The following is an 18,127-nucleotide window of genomic DNA, read 5'->3' on the forward strand; positions in this document are numbered from 1 at the left end:
TTGCCTTTGTGCTTTTACTCTTTTAGTTGTTATCCGAATTATAATTGTGTAAATATTCCTTCACCCATTTGCACCAATTTAAATACATTTCTGCATAACGGATACCATATTCTGAAGTTATTACAGAGCCTAAATTTGTGTTTGGAGATTTTTCAGAGAAGTTTTCCTGCCATTCTTTTGTCATGCTCAGCACTCTTTCCTCTCTTGTAATAACTTCGTCTAATAACTGAATAATTTCTGCTTTTGACATAATATCAAATGCTGCTGCCTTAATTAGAAATTCATCCTTTATTTTGGCAGGCTTTAATGGGCTATGGAGTATCCAATCCAATAATTCTTTTTTTCCCGTATCCGTAATCGTATATATTTTCTTATTAGGTGAAGAATTTTGGATAATAAGTTCATGCTGCAGCAACTCTTCGTTTTCTAATTTATGAAGCTCTGTATAAATTTGACTATGGGTAGAGTTCCAAAAATACACTACCTGCTCTTTGAAAATATTCACAACCTCATAACCGCTAACAGGTTTTTTTGCAATTATTCCTAATAAAGCATACCGTAAACTCAATGTATCCCACTCTTTTCCATTCTTATAATGTTATCAAATTATACCATAACTCCTTGTCTAAGTTGAATAAAGGCATATATTATTATATTATTAACATATGTCATTTTAGACATATGACTATTTAGGTTAGGAGTGAAGATGTATACAAGTGAATAAAATTACTAAAGGATTCTAAATCCGAAGTTAGTAATTGCTGTTTTAAGTTATAAGGCTAACGGAAATATTAACTACTAAAGAAAAAACTAGAAAGGGCAAATAATTGCCGCAATTCATCCATGTTTAGGCAATTAAGGTATTAGACATATGAAAAAAATATTTAACAAAAAAGTTCTTCTTTCTTTACTAATCGTTATTTTATTAGCTGTTTCAGCATTTTTTGTCTGGACACAGATCACTTATGAAGCAATTGATGATCCAGCAATTAAGATGGACAATAAATATTCTAAGGATGGTGATTGGCTAATTTATGGAGATAAGGACAGTACAACAGGTATCATCCTTTATCCTGGAGCAAAAGTGGAACCTGAAGCTTACGGTTACTTAGCACAAGAGCTTGCTAAAAATAATATGCTGGTAGCTATTCCAAATGTAACATTGAATTTGCCTATTTTCGATTATAGTAAAGCTGATGAGCTGATCGGTGAATATAAAGGTGTGGAAAATTGGATTTTAGGCGGACATTCAATGGGCGGAGCGGCAGCTGCGATGTATGCCGATAAGAATATTGATAAAGTTCAAGGGCTAGTATTATTAGGTTCTTACGCAGCTGAAAATGAAACGCTGTCTAGTTCCAGTCTGCCAGTGCTATCCATTAGTGGTTCAGAAGATGGCTTAAGTACACAAGCAAAAATTAAAGAAAATAAACCTTATCTGCCTGATACTGCTGAGTATGTTGAAATCGCAGGTGGAAACCATGCTCAATTTGGTGTTTATGGTGAGCAGTCTGGCGATAATGAAGCCAAAATCAGTGTGAAGGAACAACAAGATAGTATCGTAGACAATATAGAAAAATGGGCAGAAGAGCATAATTGGACTAAATAATTCGAGTAAGGAGTAATGTATGGACAGTTTGTTATTTTTGCTATTTACGATTATATACTTAGTTATCCTTATTATAATCCTTAAAATATTAAAAAAATCTTCTATTTTAAGCCTGTTTTTCCTATTACCAGTCGTAATCGGCCTTTTATACGATAATGGTGTTATTACAATAGGGAAATTTCTTGGAGAAGGAACGCTAGCAGAGAACTTAAATCTCCTGCGCTTTCTTCTTCATGCACTATTCACACCTTTTCTGGTCTTTTATGCTTGGGCTGCGATAAAGAAAACAAACAGCCGTTTTGGTCAGAGTGTTAGTTTTCAAATAGCGCCTTTTATCGTAACGCCATTATTAATACTAATAGAACTTTATACAGAAGTGGTTGGCCTGAGAATCGTTCCTAAGTGGGAGTATGGTGTTCTTTCATACAGTTCAGAGCACAGCGGCGGGCCGCCTATTATGGTTATCCTTGTTTCTATTATTCTTTTGATTGCTGCTATTATCGTTCTAATTAAACAAAAATGGATTTGGTTTTTTGTCGGAGCTTTTTTAATGATTGTTATGAGTGCCGTACGAATACCAATAAACAGTAATGCTGTTACTAATCTTTTTGAAGTCGTTTTAGTAGTATCATTGTTATCAACAAGTTTATTCCAAGCAAGAAATCCAGTAAAGTAATAGAAGTTTATTACCCCTCTTTTATAAAGAGGGGTTTTGGGCTGTTTCAAAAGATTTAATGAAACCATTTTCATACGTTTCCGTATATATAGGTAATACTTATTCGGGGGTTTTAATATGATAAAAGTAATTCCTTGGCAATATAAAGCGCTTTCTTCTTTTGATACGATTGTAAATATGCAAGATGGCAACGGAAATGTAATAGGTACTATTAGATTAGAAACAGAGGGGACAACTAAAAAATTAGCAAAAAGAAGTATTCTTGGCCAAAAAGAGGTTTTTGTCAGACAAAACCATATCACAATTCAAAATGCTTTGGAGACAATAAAAATAAAAGCGACATGCGATACAAGCATGTCATCAGCAGCTAATCGTGTATTAAATAGAGAAGTGGTTTATAAAAAGGCTGGAAGCAGCCAAACCATTACACTCACATATCACAATGAAACCGTAAAATATTTCTACGAATTTCCCTTTAATGATGAGATTTATCAACTATTTTTTGATGATGATGGCTTAACATTTGAGATTTTAAAGGACAAATCGTTTGTGGCAACATATCAGCATCACAGTGAGGATAAGCATAGCTTTGAAGTAGAGTCAGCATATGAAGAGGATTGTTGGTTATGGCTTACTTTGTTCATACATTTACATTATAACTTTAATAGAAATAGAGGTATTGTATTTAGAGGATTATCCTAATTATGTGTAACTTGTTTATTATATTATAAAGCTGGTTCTTTATGAAAAGAGTCCGCTTTTTTTTATTTACAATAACTTAAACAATATTGAATTTATGGTGGAAGGAAGTCGTTTACAATATGTCGAACATAAACTTATAAAACATAATGGAGGTTTTATAGTGGAACAGAAGGACTTGTGGAGCTTAATAGAATTGTCTAAATCAGGTGATGATCAAGCAGAATGGATAATTGAGGAACTAGCTCAGAAAAAAATAGAGGAAGTGATAGATTTTGAATGTCATTTCCAATCACTGATGAATAGCAGTTATCAATCTCGCCTATGGGGAGCGGCATATGTATTAATGGGCGGATGTTCTGACGATGCTTTTGATTATTTTCGAGGATGGCTGATTGGACAAGGAGAGGAAGTGTTCAATAAAGTATTGAAAGACCCTGAGTTTCTAGCAGAGTATATCAGCGAAGATAATCTTGACGAAGAAGGTTTCCCTCAAAATGAAGAATTGCTTTCTGCTGGCTTAGATGCTTATAGTCTCATTAAAACAGGTGATACAGAATGGAATGATAGTATTTATGATGAGTTTCTAGATGCACTTGATCAGAAGGGCTTACAGCCTGCAAAAGAAATAGAGTTTGATTGGGAAGAAGAAGATTTAGAGGGTTTATTTCCAATACTATGGAAAAGATTTGGAGAAAATCCTCTTGGATGAATTTACATAAAGGGCATGTTTAAGACACTGCTGTGGCGGTGATTCTAATTAATTGGAATTGACGCTGCTTAAAATGGTGGAGGTGCTGTGACTTTGAAAAAACGAAGAAAACTTTTTCTTATCATTGCAGCAGCGATATTAGGACTATTAGCAATAGGTGTTTTGCTATTTTTCACTGTTACCCCGATTTATCATGGTACCGTTTTAGAAGTTCAGCAAAATAATCAGCAAGATAGGCACCCTTCCATATGGGTAAAGGAATATTCCCCTGATGACACCACAAATAAAACGAAAAGAGAATTAAGGAAGATGTATGAATACCAAGGGATTGTTTTTGATATGCCAGCCTATATTCCTGATAAAGTAATAAAAAATCTATCTCAAGGCCAAGAAGTGAAAATTTACTATAGTGGGATAGTTGAAGCTTCTGCTCCTAGCGGTGGTGATGCTTATTGGGTAACCATTGTAGATGAATAGGAAGTATACAGAAAAGTTAGCAGTGTTTTTAGCAAACCAAATCAATATTCTTTTTTGGAAAAGGAGTTAATACGATTGAGGCATGGAGTGATTAAAGCAACAATTCCTTTAAAAAACCAAAAAACAATCAGCTATTAGATTGTCCATTGGTTATTTGAGTTACAGCTTATGCTGCTTCCGTTTTTTGGAAATAAATATATAACTTTCAGTACAGCGCTAACTATGCATGCTGTGATAGAATATCACCCCTGTTAATAGTCTGCTTCTAATTGCAATTCTGCAACAGAATAGAGTACAGCATAGCCGCTGATTCTGACTCTCTCACCATCCAGCTTGCAATATAAAGTTCCGCCCCGCTCAGATAGATGTCTTGCTACCATTTCTGTTTTGTTTAATTTTTCTGACCAGTAGGGAATAAGCTGGCAATGTGCAGAGCCGCACACAGGATCTTCGTTAACATTTAATTTCGGGAAAAAAGCTCTTGAGACAAAATCAAACTGATTGCTTTTAGCTGTTAAGATGACACCGACTCCGTCTTCTATTTCCTTCAGTGCAGTGAAATTAGGAGTTGCTTGAAGCACATTATTTTCATCTTCCAAAACTAACATAAGATCTCTCGCTAAATAGGCTGCAACAGGAGTAACGCCTAGTGCGTTTATTATATTATTAGAGATGTCTATTTTAGCTGGCATCCTGCTTGGAAAATCCATTTCAAATAAATCTCCTTTTTTTAATACAGTTAAATCACCGCTTAGTGTTTGGAATATCCATTGTTTTGCTTCTTTTGTATAAAAATTAGCTAAAACGAAAGCTGTCGCAAGGGTAGCATGGCCGCACAAATCAATTTCTCCTCCTGGTGTGAACCATCTTAAATGATATTTATCACCGGTTTTTACAGCAAAAGCAGTTTCTGATAAATTATTTTCTTTGGCAATTAACTGCATGAGATTATCAGAAGGCCATTTCTCTAAAATACACACAGCAGCTGGATTTCCTTCAAATACTTTTTCAGCAAAAGCATCGACAAAATAACATTTCATTACTATTAGCCTCCTAAAGGTTCAAATAATTATAAATATTAAAATATCATGTAGCTTGTATGCAATCAATAGTAAAAGTGAAATTTGTAAACAGCCATAAATTATGGGGAATTATTTCATAATAAATAGGGGGGATTTGAATGCAGCCTATCAAAACTACGGAAATTCCAGCTGCTATAACAGATTATCTTAAAAATATTAAATCAATTAAGTTTCCTCGGCAGGGATGCACCTCAGATGTTGGAATAATTGAAAGTACACAAGGAACTTATGCGCTAAAAAGGGCAAAGGGTGACCTTTATTGCTCATGGCTGGACAAAGAAATAGTTGTTTTAAACTGCTTAAGTAATCAGACAACATTACCTGTTCCAAAAGTGATAAAGTATGTAAAACAAGCCAAGCTAAATGAATGCTGGGCTCTTCTTGAATTTATAGAGGGAGAAACAGTGAGAGCGGCTTTATCGAAAGAAGAAAATAAGGAGCAGAGGCGAAAAATATTGGTTAATTTTGGCGCAATTTTAGCTCAGATTCATGCCACTCCATGTCCTGGTGAACTAAGGAACACGCATTGGCTAAGCCGCATGCTAGAGGAGGCGGATTTCTTCCTAGAAAATTATCAGGTGGATGGAAATAAGGAGTTATTAGAAAAAATGAAGAAAACGAAACCTACAAGCTATGTATCAACGCTCATTCATGGAGATTTTACGATTGATAATGTATTAGTGTCTGCTGGCGAAATAACTGGTGTCATTGATTGGGGACGCGGGGATTTTGGCGATCCAAGATATGATGCAGCCTTAGCTGTACAGCCAAGAACCAATATTTTTGATGAAAGAGTAGATAAAGAACTATTTTTTAAAGGATATGGAGATAATATTATAGATGAAAATATTTACGATTTTTATGTAAATGGATTGTATGAATTTTTTTAATGCTCCCCTCTCTTCTTAATGAGCCTATGAAATAAGCTCGATATGGTAATAAAGCCTTCACAGTAATGTGAAGGCTTTATTGGATGCCACAAAATTATTTTTCTAATGCTAGCATATTCATTTGGATGGAATAAGTATTAGGAGAAAAAGCAATAGATATATTTTCATTCGATTCATCAATAATGCTGAAATAGCCTTGATTAGAATCAACCAGTCTTTCTTTAATTTGATTTTTTATTACTTCTAAATATTCCTTTTGTTTGTCATCTATCTCGATTGCTATTTTCAAAGTAGGATTGTTCATATTTTTAAATCCCTCCTAATTAGTTTATAAAATCATTATGGCCCATACATGAAAAGGATAAACAATATTGCTAATACGGACGTCCGAAGCTCTGCACTCGTTAACTAGAATCACTCCACTAACCAAACAGCTGCCTGACGAATAAGATACATCAATTACTTTATTTGGAATGGTGTTATATGAACGGTCATTGGAAAGAAATAACTGGTTCCCTTCTTTCTACAATTGGTACGATCCAAGCTGCGATTGGGAGCACTCCTGATTTTCATTTGAGCAAAAATCAAAACTATGAACTCCGCTTAGTGGGTAATGTGCTGCAGGCTTCTGGGAGTGCATTATCTGCTGATGGTCAAGGAACCGTATCGTTAGAAAAGATCGGGGACGAAATCCAGGCTGTTGGTAATTCGACAGTCATTACTGGTCTGATCCTTTATGGAACTACTAATACAGAAACGGAGCAAAGACTTATTATTACTGGTAACTGGCTTCAAGCATTAGGGAGCTTTGTGGGTCTTGCCGATGAATTCTTTGATTCAACAGAAATGGGCAGGGCAGAGAATATTATCGGTAATCTGCTGCAAGGAATCGGCAATTCGTTACAAGCTGTAGGTGGTGTGCAAGCGTTAAACACAAATAACTTAAACCAAGGTAAAACAGGGGTTGCTGGCAGCTGGATACAAGCTGCAGGTTCTGTCATCTCCCTTATTGGGCAAATACAAGAGGAGCTGGAGGAAATTCGGCTTAATATTAATGAATAAATTATTACAGACTATTAGTAGTTGTTATATGTAGATTCGTTGGTCAAAAATCCAAAACAATCAGCTTACTTTAACTTTTGGACATATTTTTAGGAAAAGTAAGGGAACAATATTAAGGCCAATAGTAAGGATAAAGATGGAGGAGTAAAATGGAAGTAAATCACGACCGAATTAAATTAACTGCTGCAGAATTGTCCTACTTATGGGCTACCTTCCTTGCAGATAGTATGTCTATTTGTGTTTTTAAGTATTTTCTTAAACATATCGAAGATGAAGATATTAAATCAATTATTATTCATGCAATGAAGCTCTCAGAAGAGCATGTTGAATTTATTAGACAGATATATTCAATGGAAAAAATTCAAATACCCCAAGGATTTACTGAGGAAGATGTCAATTTAAATGTTAAGCGCTTGTTTTCAGATACTTTTTACTTAGTTTATCTTAGAAATATGTCTAAAGGCGGGCTAGCTACACATGGAAGAGTATTGCAGAACACTTACCGTCAAGATATACGTACTTTTTTTACCGCTTGCCTAACTGAGACAATTGAAATTGATAATAAAATAACTAGCCTGTTATTAGAAAAAGGAATAGCAGTTCGTCCACCTGTTATTCCATATCCCGAAAAATTAGAGTTCGTACATAAGCAAGCCTTTATTTTAGAAGGTTTTGGCAGAAGGAGGGTACTATCTGGCACTGAGGTAACCAATCTGTTTGCTAATGTCCAAACAAATCATACAGGAATATGCTTAGCGATGGCTTTTAGCCAAGTTACAAAAAATGAAAAGGTTCGTAAATATTTTTTAAGAGGGAAAGAAATTGCTATCAAGCATGTGAAGGTATTAGACAGTTATTTAGAAATGGCTTCACTGCCGACTCCCATGTCTGCTGTTCACGAAATAACAGAATCAATGGAAGCACCTTTTTCGGATAAACTCATGATGTTCCACTTTAGTTTGATGGTTTATGCTGGGATTGGCAACTATGGAATATCTATTTCTGAAAGTCAGAGAAGCGATTTAGTTGCGGATTATCTGCGTTTAATTGGGGAAGTGTTGAAGCTCTCTGAAGACGGTTCAAATATCATGATTGATCATGAGTGGTTAGAACAGCCGCCAGTGTCAGCCGACAGAAATTAACTAAACTGGAAATAGTAAAACATAGGGAGCTCCGTCCAGCTTCCTTGTTCACTTTTTTAACTTGTTAATAGCAAGTAAATTGGTGGTATCGGATAAAAATTCAAAATAAAAAGCATAATAAATGGAAGTGTCTCACTCCTAGCGAAAATGCCGCTGATTAAAGAAGGGGATTTTTTGAAAATCACAAAATTAATAATATTGATTGTTTTAGTTAATCTTTTAAGCGGTTGTTGGGATCGGAAAGAATTGATGAATGTTTCCATTGTTACAGGGATGGCGGTGGACAAGGGTGATAATCAAAAATATAGACTGACAGTTGAAACTACGGCAGCTTCAGAAGTCAGTCCTCGTACGGCGGAAGGCTTTGCTCCTGCAAACGTTCAGACATTAGAAGGTAACACGATTGCGGAGATTACCCATAAATTTAATATTACAAGTGAACAAAGTTTTATACTTTCCCATATGAGGCTGTTAGTGATTAGTGAAGAAATAGCAGAAAAAGGCATGCTTGAATTTATGGGTTTTTTGGATAGGAATCGGGAAATACGCGATGATTTTGAAGTAGTTATCGCAAGAGGCGGCGATGCTGCCGATGTATTAAAAGTCAATAACATGTACAAAAAAAGTTCATCCTTAAAAGTTTATACACAGCTCGTATCCATGTATAAAGACTGGGGAGGGGTGCCTGAATTAAAGCTGAATGATTTTATTCGAATTTATAATTCTGACGGACAAACGCCTGTACTTGTAGCGATGAAGGTTAGAGGAGACCCCAAAAAAGGCGGCAATATTGAAAATATGAAAAGTGTAACTCCTGAAAGTAAAGTAGACGTTGATTCTCTCGGTATTGTAAAAGGTGGTAAATTGCTTGGTTATATCTCTTTCTACGATGTTAGAAATATGCTGTTTGTCCAAAATAATATTAAAAGTACCGTTATTTCTGCTGTGTGTGGGAAAGATGATAAAAAAATAGGCTATCGTGTTACAAATTCGCTGACAAAAGTAACTGCAGCAGAAAAGGAAGGGGTACCAACCTTTACAATAAAAGTTAAAACAGAGGGATTTCTCCTAGGGACGCAATGCCTAACTAATATTAAGAAGCCATATGCATTTGAGGACTTTGAAAAAGCAATTAACACTCTGATGGAAAAAGAAATAACCGATAGTATTGAAAAAATGAAAGAGGATTTTAATGCAGACATATTTGGGTTGGGAGAACTGCTAAGAGAACAAGACTACAAGCATTTTAAAAAATATAAGAATAATTGGGATGAGGGGTTTGCAAAATCAAAGATCCAAATTATTTTTGATTCGGAAATAAAAAGAACTGGACTAAGAAATGAACGTCTTATCATGAAATAGAAAATAATGTATATTTAAAAATAAATTTCAGTTGCAGATTGCAGCTGTTTTTTTATATGAAAAGAAAGGGATCCTATATTTTAAAAAAGCCCTGATATAATGAAAGTAATATCGTATAGGTAACAATAATGAATTGATTGCTTAAAAATAGACATTAAATTTAATCATCTAGAATAGTAATATAAATAACTATAAAATGAGGATTTAATAATCGTAATTGAATTGGCTAATTTTATATGTTATAGTATTTTCATAACTTATTAAAGTTGTTTAATAAGTTTCTGGAGACTTATTAAATGGTTTTAAAAAGTCCTTGAAGCGGCAATGAAATTACTAAAATAATGATGAGCGAGGTTAACTATGGCATTATTTCTATTAATCATTATTTACTTGGCATTTATCAGCTTAGGCTTGCCGGATTCGCTGCTTGGGGCAGCATGGCCGGTCATGCAATTAGACCTTGGCGCACCGCTTGAGACTGCCGGCTTGCTTTTTATGGTCATTGCGGGCGGTACAATTATCTCGAGTTTAATCAGCGGTAAGGTGCTCAAACGTTTCGGAACTGGCAAGGTTACATTTGTCAGTGTTTTAATGACAGCTGCTGCCTTGCTTGGATTTTGCTTTGCGCCCTCTGTTGTTTGGCTAATTGTATGCGCTATCCCGCTTGGTTTAGGAGCGGGGGCCGTTGATACAGGCTTGAACGATTATGTAGCTGTTCATTATAAAGCCCATCATATGAGCTGGCTGCATTGCTTTTGGGGAGTGGGGGCTACTCTTGGCCCGATTATTATGGCTCAGTTTATCTCAGAGGGAAATATGTGGAGAAGTGGCTATTTTGTTATCTCTGCCATTCAATTTGTATTAGTAGTCATTCTTTTGTTCACATTGCCTTTATGGAAAAGAGTCGGTAATAATCATAATACATCTGTACAGGAAGAGTTATTAGAAGCTGCTTCTGTTGATGATGAAAAAGCGCTAAAGCCTTTACAGGTTAAAGGGGTAAAACTGGCTATGGCGACGTTCTTGTTTTATTGTGGAGTGGAAGCAACATTAGGGCTATGGGGCAGTAGTTTTCTCGTAAACGTGAAAGGACTAAGTGCCGCATCTGCCGCACAATGGGTTTCCTTATATTATGCAGGAATTACTGTGGGCAGGTTTTTAACAGGGTTTATCACCTTCAAATTGACTAATCGAACATTAATACGTTCAGGGCAATTAATTGCCTTGCTTGGTGCAATCATATTATTGTTACCACTGCCATCACTGTTTTCACTAATAGGCTTTATCATTATAGGCTTAGGGTTAGCACCGATTTTCCCATGTATGCTTCATGAAACGCCTGCCCGTTTTGGAAAGAGACATTCACAAACGATCATGGGCTACCAAATGGCATTAGCTTATACTGGCACAACCTTCATGCCGCCGCTCGTTGGGTTTATTTCATCTTCCTTAACAATTGGAATCTTTCCAATTTGTATCATTATCTTTGCTGCGGCAATGCTGTTATGTTCTGAAAAATTGAACCAACTATTAAAAAGAAATACAAAAACTGCTTTATAAAAACATATTAAAGGTAGGACTCGTCATGAAAACAGAAAAAGAAAAGATGCTTGCGGGAGAAATGTATGATCCAGCAGATCCAGTACTAACTAGTGAGCGTAAGGAAGCAAGACAAAAGGTAAGGCTATATAATCAAACAATAGAAACGGAGGGCGAAAAACGGACTGCATTATTAAAAGACTTACTTGGGGCAACAGGACAAAACATTTATATGGAACCTAATATCCGTTTTGATTATGGAAGAAACACTTATGTTGGAGAAAACTTTTATGCCAATTTCGATTGCACTATTCTTGATGTATGTGAAGTCCGTTTTGGTGACAACTGCATGCTGGCTCCAGGTGTGCAAATCTACACAGCAACACATCCGCTCCATCCAACAGACAGAAATTCAGGCAAGGAATATGGTAAACCAATCACATTTGGAAACAATGTTTGGATTGGCGGCAGTGCGATTATTAATCCAGGAGTGACAGTAGGGAATAATGTTGTTATTGCATCAGGTGCGGTTGTTACAAAGGATGTTCCAGACAATGCAGTCGTTGGTGGAAATCCGGCAAGAATCATTAAATATATTGAACTATGATACAGAAAACGGAGTGATTCAGAAATGAGAATAGAGCATGTGGCCATTTGGGTCAATGATTTGGAAGCGACGAAAGCTTTTTATGAAAAGTATTTTAATGGTAAGTCATCAAGCAAGTATCATAATAAAGTAAAAGAATTCGAGTCTTATTTTCTTTCATTTGACTCAGGTGCAAGATTAGAGATAATGCGCAAAGCAGGTATTGATAAGAAGAGCAACGAGGAAATACTCGGCTGGGCTCATATTGCCATCTCTTTAGGAAGCAGGGAGGCAGTGGATGATATGACCGCCAGATTAAAAAATGACGGTTATCGTCACGTAAATGGTCCTCGGGTTACTGGTGACGGCTATTATGAAAGTGTTATAGAAGATTCGGAAGGGAACTTGTTAGAGTTAACTGTATAATGTGCAGGGCAGGGCTGTCGTTAAAGACAGCCTGCTTTTTTTATTATTGCTCTGATTTAACTAAGATTTTCACTTGCTTTTTTTCGTTAATCAAGCTTTCAAATCCTTCTTCAATAACATCGTCTAAAGCAATCTTTTTCGTCACAAGCTTTTCAGCCGAAAAATAGCCTTTTTGCATTAAAGACAGGACTGCAGGAAAAACATTGCGATAGCCGATAATACCTTTAACAGTGCGCTCTTTAATAACAATATCATTCGGCAGAATTTCGGCGCCTTTTTCCCATATGCTGACAATGATAGTTTCCCCGCCAATTCCGGTAGATTGGATTGCTTGGCGAAGCACAATTGGCACACCTGTCACTTCAAATGACACGTCAACACCGCCGTCTGTTAAGCGGGCAATTTCTGCAACAGTATCTGTAATTTTAGACGGGTCAATAATGATTGCTCCTAACTCTTCTGCTTTTGCCTGTCTTTCAGGAGAGAGCTCAACAGCATATATATCGGTAGCTCCTGCTGCTTTTAGTGCTTCAATAACAAGTAAGCCGATTGGTCCGCATCCGAAAACTGCCACTTTGTCGCCGGCCTTCACTCTGCTTGAACGGACAGCATAAAGTGCTACTGCTGCTGGTTCAACGAGTGCACCTTGTTCATATGACAAATCATCCGGTAATTTAAATAAAAGTTCTTCATCTACAGCTACATATTCACTAAGACCGCCGCCGCCTCCAGCAAGGCCTAAAAAGCCCATGTTTTCATCAAGATTATACGCCCCTTGGTGTCCATATGTAGCGAAAATTGGTTCTACGACAACGCGGTCGCCAACTTGATAGTTTGTTACTCCTTCGCCAATTTCCACGACTTCACCAGAGAATTCGTGTCCTAATGTTACTGGAGCAACCTCTTTTGTTAACGGATGAGGCTGATCAACTGGAATAAAAATAGGTCCGCCTAAATACTCGTGAAGATCACTGCCACAAATACCGCACCATTTAACCTTCATTTTCACTTGGCCACGTTTTACTGTTGGTTCGTCTATTTCCTCTAAACGAATGTCTCTTTGATTATGCCATCTCAATGCCTTCATTCAAAACAGCTCCTTATGTAATGTTGTTTACAAATATTAGTATACAGCTAGTTTCACTTATGATAAATTTAGTTAATATTAACTATGGTTAAGGGCTGCTTAACTAAAGAGATTAAAAGGAATAGATACTGATGAATATTGAACAACTGAAGTACATGGTAGAAATAGCACGGACAGGCTCGCTAAAGGAGGCGGCTGATAATATGCATGTAACACTGCCTGCGTTGAGTCAATCTATTAAAAATCTTGAAAAAGAATTAAATATTATGCTTTTTCATCGCTCCAGAAGAGGATCTGTTCCGACTGATGAGGGACAAAAGCTTGTGGAAAAGGCAAATTCAGTTTTGCAGAAATTACAGGAGTTTATGGATGAGGCCGAAGCTTACACGAATACAATGAATGGTGAAATCAAGATTGCAACATATCCTGGACCGATGGAAATGCTCGTTGGTTTAATTTCTGACATAAAATGTGAATATCCGAATATTAAGGCATCTATCTATGAAAATAGCACTGAGTATATTATTGAGAAAGTGCTAGAAGGGGAAGTGGATGTTGGTTTTATAACTTATACCGAAAAAGAGGAAAAAAAGTATAAGAATCTCGTATTTAAGAAGCTGCTGGATGGACACATGGTGGTAGCGGTTAATAAGGACTCCCCATTGGCCCGTAACAAACTCATTAAACAAGAAATGTTAATTAACCAGCCTATCGTTCTTTACAATGATATATATATTCAGGAATTTATGAAGAGTTTTAGCTCGCTCCCCTACGATATCCTGTTCACAACAAATAATGTGGATACCATACGTCATACGCTTGAAAATAATACTGCCATAAATATAGGATTTGATTATGCCTTTCAAACAGATGCGGGATTATCAAGAAGTGATAAATATGTGGTCATTAACTTTGCAGAACCTCATTACAAAACATATTCCTTTGGCTATTTTTATAATGCCAACAATGGGTTATCCCGTATTATTAGAGAATTTTTAAAGCGTATTCATCGAACGATAAAAGCAAGCGATGTTAACAATGGGAGTAAAATGTAAAAGATAGATGGTTAGAGAGCGTTATCATTTTTAGCTTTTGTCAGCTGCCGATGGGCAGCTTTTTTAATAGTTTAGAAGAAGGTTTAGAGGAGCTAAAATAAGCTCGTGCGCTGTAATACATGGTGAACTAAGTGAAAAAGAGCTGGGTTATGATTTTCTCGCCGGTAAGAAATAATCCATTCAGCTATTAGTTCTTCCTGATCCAGTTTTTTATAAAGCACATCTAGATTAAACAGCTTTTTAGCAGAGTCAGGCACAACGGCAATGCCAATACCAGCGGTGACTAAACCAATTACCATTTGGTATTCAGTGGACTCTTGAACAATATTCGGCTGAAATCCATGCTTATTGCATAGTTGGATAAAGTCCTCGTAGAGGGAAGGCCACGCCTCCTTCGATAAGGAGATAATCGGTTCATTCATCATGTCTGTTATCGCAACAGCTTGTTTATCAGCTAAACGATGATTTTTAGGTATCGCAATCACACATTCACTTTTTTTCAAGCTTCTGCTGATAAGCTCACAGCTTGCTACAGGAGGATGGGAAAAGCCGATATCAATATCACCGTTCAATAACGCATTCAGCTGATTTGGCGCTGATAATTGCCGCAATTCAATATCAATTGACGGGAAAATAGTCCTAAATTCCTTAATAGCTGGCGGCAAAATTTCGTATGTAGCGGTACCGACAAAGCCGATAATGATTTTTCCAAGTTCGCCTCTGGCTGTATGGCGTGCTGTATCAACTGCTCTGTCTAATTGACTTAAGATAGACCGAATTTGCCCTAAAAACACATCTCCGGCAGTTGTTAACTCCACAGCTCGACTGGAGCGATGGAACAGGGGGAAACCCAATTCTTCCTCCAGCTGTTTTATTTGCTGGCTAAGAGGGGGCTGTGTCATATTCAGTCTGGCAGCCGCCCTTCCGAAATGAAGCTCCTCGGCCACTGTTTGAAAATACTGCAAGTGTCTAAGCTCCATTATATATTCCCACCTTACTAATTCATTCGTAAAACATATCAATAACACATTAAATGGATATTGGAAAAAATATCATGTGAAATGTATAGTAAATCATATCATGAAATTCCAACTTATAGAAAGAATTTCAATTTTTAAGGAGTGAACAAAGAATGGATTCTCACGAAGGAACAAACATTACAAGACGTGGAGCTGAGCTGATTGTTGATACATTGATTGCTCAAGGTGTCACACATGTATTTGCTATACCTGGTGCAAAGATAGATGCAGTGTTTGATGTGCTTAAAGACAGAGGCCCAGAATTAATTCTATGCAGACACGAACAAAATGCAGCATTTATGGCAGCGGCCGTAGGCAGGCTGACAGGGACTCCAGGAGTATGCTTGGTTACTTCAGGTCCTGGGGCTTCCAATCTTGTTACAGGTTTGTTGACAGCTAATACAGAAGGAGATCCAGTTGTTGCGATAGCTGGTAATGTCATTAGAACGGATCGATTAAAACGTACGCACCAATCGCTAGATAACGCAGCTTTGTTTAAACCCGTTACCAAATATAGTGTGGAAGTACAAGATGTTAAAAACATACCAGAAGCACTGACTAATGCATTTCGGGCAGCTCAATCAGGCCAGGCTGGTGCTGCATTTATCAGCTTTCCTCAAGATGTCGTCACAGAAGAAACTTCAGTTGAAGCTTTAGCACCGCTGTTTGTGCCAGCACTCGGCCCTGCTTGTGAAAGCAGCATTCGAGCAGCTGTTACAAACATCCAAACAGCAAAATTTCCTATTGCCATAGTAGGAATGAAAGGAAGTAGACCGGCAGCTGTCAAAGCTATCCGGAACTTATTGCAAACACTCCAAATACCTTTTGTTGAAACATATCAAGGAGCTGGCGTTCTTTCAAGAGAGCTAGAGCATCAATATTATGGACGAATCGGTCTTTTTCCTAATCAACCAGGTGATCTTTTGATTGAGCAGGCAGATGTAATTCTTTCTATCGGCTATGATCCTATCGAATTTGATCCGAAGTTTTGGAATAAAAAGAAGTCTCCTATTATTCATATCGATGAGATTCAAGCAGACGCAGACCATTATTATCAGCCTGTTCTTGAATTGATTGGTGACATCCCGGCAACTGCAGATAAAATGGAAATGTTTTCTGCCCAAGTTAGATTAAATGAAGAAAATAAACACTTTCTTTCTCGACTAAAAGAGCTTCACACGGAAATGGAAGCCCCACGAACGGTAGAAGAAAACGGATTGTCTCATCCTCTGAATGTAATTCATGAGTTAAGAAGGCAGATTGCAGATGATGTAACTGTAACATGTGATATTGGGTCTCATGGGATTTGGATGTCTCGTCATTTCCGAACATATCAGCCTAATAAACTGCTGATTAGCAATGGTATGCAGACACTTGGTGTTGCCCTGCCATGGGCTATTGCGGCCAGCATTATAAATCCAGATGAAAAGGTCGTTTCCGTTTCTGGAGACGGAGGTTTCCTCTTTTCAAGCATGGAGCTTGAAACAGCAGTCAGAGTTAAGGCAAACATTGTGCATTTAGTTTGGAATGACAGCTCATATGATATGGTTTCATTCCAGCAAAAAATGAAGTATAACCGCAATTCATGTGTCGATTTCGGGCAAGTTGACATCATTAAATATGCTGAAAGTTTTGGAGCAACAGGACTTAGGGTAAACTCTCCTAAAGAGCTTGCAAGAGTAATAGAAGAGGGCTTAAAGCAAGAAGGACCTGTGATTATTGATATTCCAATCGACTACAGTGAGAATATGGATTTGGCTAACCAAAAATGGCCGGATTATTTTAAACAACAAATGATGGAAAAAGAACTGTGGCATTCTTCCATCTAATATGCCACATCCCATTTATAAGTGAATTTTAAAGAATAGAGGTGATTATGCATGGAGATGGTTAAATCAATACATGCTGACATAATAAAAGACGAACAAGATCAAAAGCAGGAAGTTTATCAAGTATCCACCATGACTGCACTTCTGGATGGCGTTTACGACGGAGACTTTAGTTTAGGAGAAATACCTGAACACGGAGATTTCGGGATTGGCACTTTTAATAAATTAGACGGAGAATTAATTGGGTTTGACGGAGAGTTTTACAGGCTCCGCTCAGATGGAACAGCAACACCTGTGAAAGAAAACGACAAATCGCCATTTTGTTCCCTGACATTCTTTGAAACGGAAATCGTTCATCGTGTGGATCGGCCCCTGACATTAGAGCAATTAGGAGAAGAATTAGACGAAATTCTTCCTAGTAAAAACGTATTTTATGCTATTAGGATGGACGGTGCGTTTAAAAAGGTCCAAACTAGAACAGTAGAAGCTCAAAGCAAACCATATGTACCAATGATTGAGGCAGTTCAAACACAGCCAATTTTTAATTTAGAGCATATAGAAGGTACGATTGCTGGATTCCGCACACCACAATATGCAAATGGTATAGCAGTTGCTGGCTACCATTTACATTTTATTGATAAAGACAGAAAAAGCGGCGGCCATGTTTTCGATTTTACGATAGAGAACGTCACAATTCGTATTTGTAAAAAACAAATAATGAACTTAAGACTGCCTCAGACAGAAGAGTTTTTTAAAGCCGATTTAGATCGCGCTGATCTCGCCAATGATATCGCCGAAGCAGAAGGAAGTCCAGAAAAGAGATAATTTTACGTAAAAAGCGAAGCCTGAACTATAACGGGCCTCGCTTTTTTAGT

General features: G+C 37.1%; 20 protein-coding genes. 15 read left to right on the plus strand and 5 right to left on the minus strand.

Going from position 1 to position 18,127, the window contains the following annotated elements; all coding sequences use genetic code 11:
* Positions 1 to 22 precede the first annotated feature (22 nt).
* Positions 23 to 568 carry a PadR family transcriptional regulator gene (locus tag ACLIJJ_RS16135; RefSeq protein ID WP_233315449.1) on the minus strand — a complete coding sequence of 182 codons (546 nt, stop codon included), beginning with the start codon at positions 566 to 568 and terminating at the stop codon, positions 23 to 25.
* A gap of 303 nt (positions 569 to 871) precedes the next feature.
* Between ACLIJJ_RS16135 and ACLIJJ_RS16140 the strand changes: the two genes are divergently transcribed.
* The 5 genes from ACLIJJ_RS16140 to ACLIJJ_RS16160 all read left to right on the plus strand — a co-directional run bounded on the left by ACLIJJ_RS16140 (position 872) and on the right by ACLIJJ_RS16160 (position 4,173).
* Entirely contained in the window at positions 872 to 1,609 is a 738-nt protein-coding gene (locus ACLIJJ_RS16140) for an alpha/beta fold hydrolase (protein ID WP_233315448.1), read from the plus strand.
* 19 nt (positions 1,610 to 1,628) lie between these two features.
* Positions 1,629 to 2,285 (plus strand): hypothetical protein, encoded by a 657-nt coding sequence (locus ACLIJJ_RS16145; RefSeq protein ID WP_233315447.1) that lies wholly within the window; start codon positions 1,629 to 1,631, stop codon positions 2,283 to 2,285.
* Positions 2,286 to 2,402: 117 nt separating this feature from the next.
* Entirely contained in the window at positions 2,403 to 2,987 is a 585-nt protein-coding gene (locus ACLIJJ_RS16150) for a hypothetical protein (RefSeq protein ID WP_411411284.1), read from the plus strand.
* Positions 2,988 to 3,147: 160 nt separating this feature from the next.
* The gene (locus tag ACLIJJ_RS16155) at positions 3,148 to 3,696 is read left to right on the plus strand and encodes a DUF4240 domain-containing protein (protein ID WP_411411285.1); all 549 of its coding nucleotides are present in this window, start codon (positions 3,148 to 3,150) and stop codon (positions 3,694 to 3,696) included.
* Between the two features lie 93 nt (positions 3,697 to 3,789).
* Entirely contained in the window at positions 3,790 to 4,173 is a 384-nt protein-coding gene (locus tag ACLIJJ_RS16160; protein WP_411411286.1) for a DUF3221 domain-containing protein, read from the plus strand.
* A gap of 251 nt (positions 4,174 to 4,424) precedes the next feature.
* Here the strand turns inward: ACLIJJ_RS16160 and ACLIJJ_RS16165 are convergent, their stop codons facing one another.
* Positions 4,425 to 5,213 (minus strand): PhzF family phenazine biosynthesis protein, encoded by a 789-nt coding sequence (locus ACLIJJ_RS16165; RefSeq protein ID WP_411411287.1) that lies wholly within the window; start codon positions 5,211 to 5,213, stop codon positions 4,425 to 4,427.
* A 140-nt stretch (positions 5,214 to 5,353) separates the two neighbouring features.
* On the opposite strand from ACLIJJ_RS16165, the gene ACLIJJ_RS16170 reads away from it, so the two are divergent.
* Positions 5,354 to 6,145 carry an aminoglycoside phosphotransferase family protein gene (locus ACLIJJ_RS16170; protein ID WP_411411288.1) on the plus strand — a complete coding sequence of 264 codons (792 nt, stop codon included), beginning with the start codon at positions 5,354 to 5,356 and terminating at the stop codon, positions 6,143 to 6,145.
* 94 nt (positions 6,146 to 6,239) lie between these two features.
* On the opposite strand, the gene ACLIJJ_RS16175 is transcribed toward ACLIJJ_RS16170, so the two are convergent.
* Positions 6,240 to 6,449 carry a hypothetical protein gene (locus ACLIJJ_RS16175; RefSeq protein ID WP_237942506.1) on the minus strand — a complete coding sequence of 70 codons (210 nt, stop codon included), beginning with the start codon at positions 6,447 to 6,449 and terminating at the stop codon, positions 6,240 to 6,242.
* A 179-nt stretch (positions 6,450 to 6,628) separates the two neighbouring features.
* Here ACLIJJ_RS16175 and ACLIJJ_RS16180 point away from each other — a divergent pair, with 179 nt between their 5' ends.
* From ACLIJJ_RS16180 to ACLIJJ_RS16205, 6 genes are all read left to right on the plus strand, one after another.
* A complete protein-coding gene (locus ACLIJJ_RS16180) occupies positions 6,629 to 7,207 on the plus strand; it encodes a DUF6944 family repetitive protein (RefSeq protein WP_411411289.1) in 579 nt (192 codons plus the stop codon).
* A gap of 149 nt (positions 7,208 to 7,356) precedes the next feature.
* Complete coding sequence (locus tag ACLIJJ_RS16185; protein ID WP_233315439.1) at positions 7,357 to 8,349, plus strand: DUF3231 family protein; 993 nt, start codon at positions 7,357 to 7,359, stop codon at positions 8,347 to 8,349.
* 174 nt (positions 8,350 to 8,523) lie between these two features.
* Positions 8,524 to 9,711: a Ger(x)C family spore germination protein gene (locus tag ACLIJJ_RS16190; protein WP_411411290.1), complete on the plus strand. Its 1,188-nt coding sequence runs from the start codon at positions 8,524 to 8,526 to the stop codon at positions 9,709 to 9,711.
* Positions 9,712 to 10,071: 360 nt separating this feature from the next.
* The gene (locus ACLIJJ_RS16195) at positions 10,072 to 11,271 is read left to right on the plus strand and encodes an MFS transporter (RefSeq protein WP_237942515.1); all 1,200 of its coding nucleotides are present in this window, start codon (positions 10,072 to 10,074) and stop codon (positions 11,269 to 11,271) included.
* Between the two features lie 25 nt (positions 11,272 to 11,296).
* Positions 11,297 to 11,857 carry a maltose acetyltransferase domain-containing protein gene (locus ACLIJJ_RS16200; RefSeq protein ID WP_237942517.1) on the plus strand — a complete coding sequence of 187 codons (561 nt, stop codon included), beginning with the start codon at positions 11,297 to 11,299 and terminating at the stop codon, positions 11,855 to 11,857.
* A 24-nt stretch (positions 11,858 to 11,881) separates the two neighbouring features.
* Positions 11,882 to 12,262 carry a VOC family protein gene (locus ACLIJJ_RS16205; protein ID WP_237942519.1) on the plus strand — a complete coding sequence of 127 codons (381 nt, stop codon included), beginning with the start codon at positions 11,882 to 11,884 and terminating at the stop codon, positions 12,260 to 12,262.
* Positions 12,263 to 12,305: 43 nt separating this feature from the next.
* Here ACLIJJ_RS16205 and ACLIJJ_RS16210 read toward each other — a convergent pair whose 3' ends face one another.
* A complete protein-coding gene (locus ACLIJJ_RS16210; RefSeq protein ID WP_233315434.1) occupies positions 12,306 to 13,349 on the minus strand; it encodes a 2,3-butanediol dehydrogenase in 1,044 nt (347 codons plus the stop codon).
* Between the two features lie 131 nt (positions 13,350 to 13,480).
* Between ACLIJJ_RS16210 and ACLIJJ_RS16215 the strand changes: the two genes are divergently transcribed.
* Entirely contained in the window at positions 13,481 to 14,404 is a 924-nt protein-coding gene (locus ACLIJJ_RS16215) for a LysR family transcriptional regulator (protein ID WP_341080642.1), read from the plus strand.
* 92 nt (positions 14,405 to 14,496) lie between these two features.
* Here ACLIJJ_RS16215 and alsR read toward each other — a convergent pair whose 3' ends face one another.
* Positions 14,497 to 15,384: an acetoin biosynthesis transcriptional regulator AlsR gene (gene alsR / locus ACLIJJ_RS16220; protein WP_237942524.1), complete on the minus strand. Its 888-nt coding sequence runs from the start codon at positions 15,382 to 15,384 to the stop codon at positions 14,497 to 14,499.
* Between the two features lie 152 nt (positions 15,385 to 15,536).
* On the opposite strand from alsR, the gene alsS reads away from it, so the two are divergent.
* Together alsS and budA are read left to right on the plus strand one after the other, a co-directional pair.
* Positions 15,537 to 17,252, plus strand: a complete 1,716-nt coding sequence (gene alsS / locus ACLIJJ_RS16225; protein ID WP_411411291.1) for an acetolactate synthase AlsS — start codon at positions 15,537 to 15,539, stop codon at positions 17,250 to 17,252.
* 51 nt (positions 17,253 to 17,303) lie between these two features.
* Complete coding sequence (gene budA, locus ACLIJJ_RS16230) at positions 17,304 to 18,077, plus strand: acetolactate decarboxylase (protein ID WP_411411292.1); 774 nt, start codon at positions 17,304 to 17,306, stop codon at positions 18,075 to 18,077.
* The last annotated feature ends 50 nt before the right edge of the window (positions 18,078 to 18,127 follow it).

Source organism: Niallia laureatilytica, from assembly GCF_046613985.1.
GTDB lineage: Bacteria > Bacillota > Bacilli > Bacillales > Cytobacillaceae > Niallia.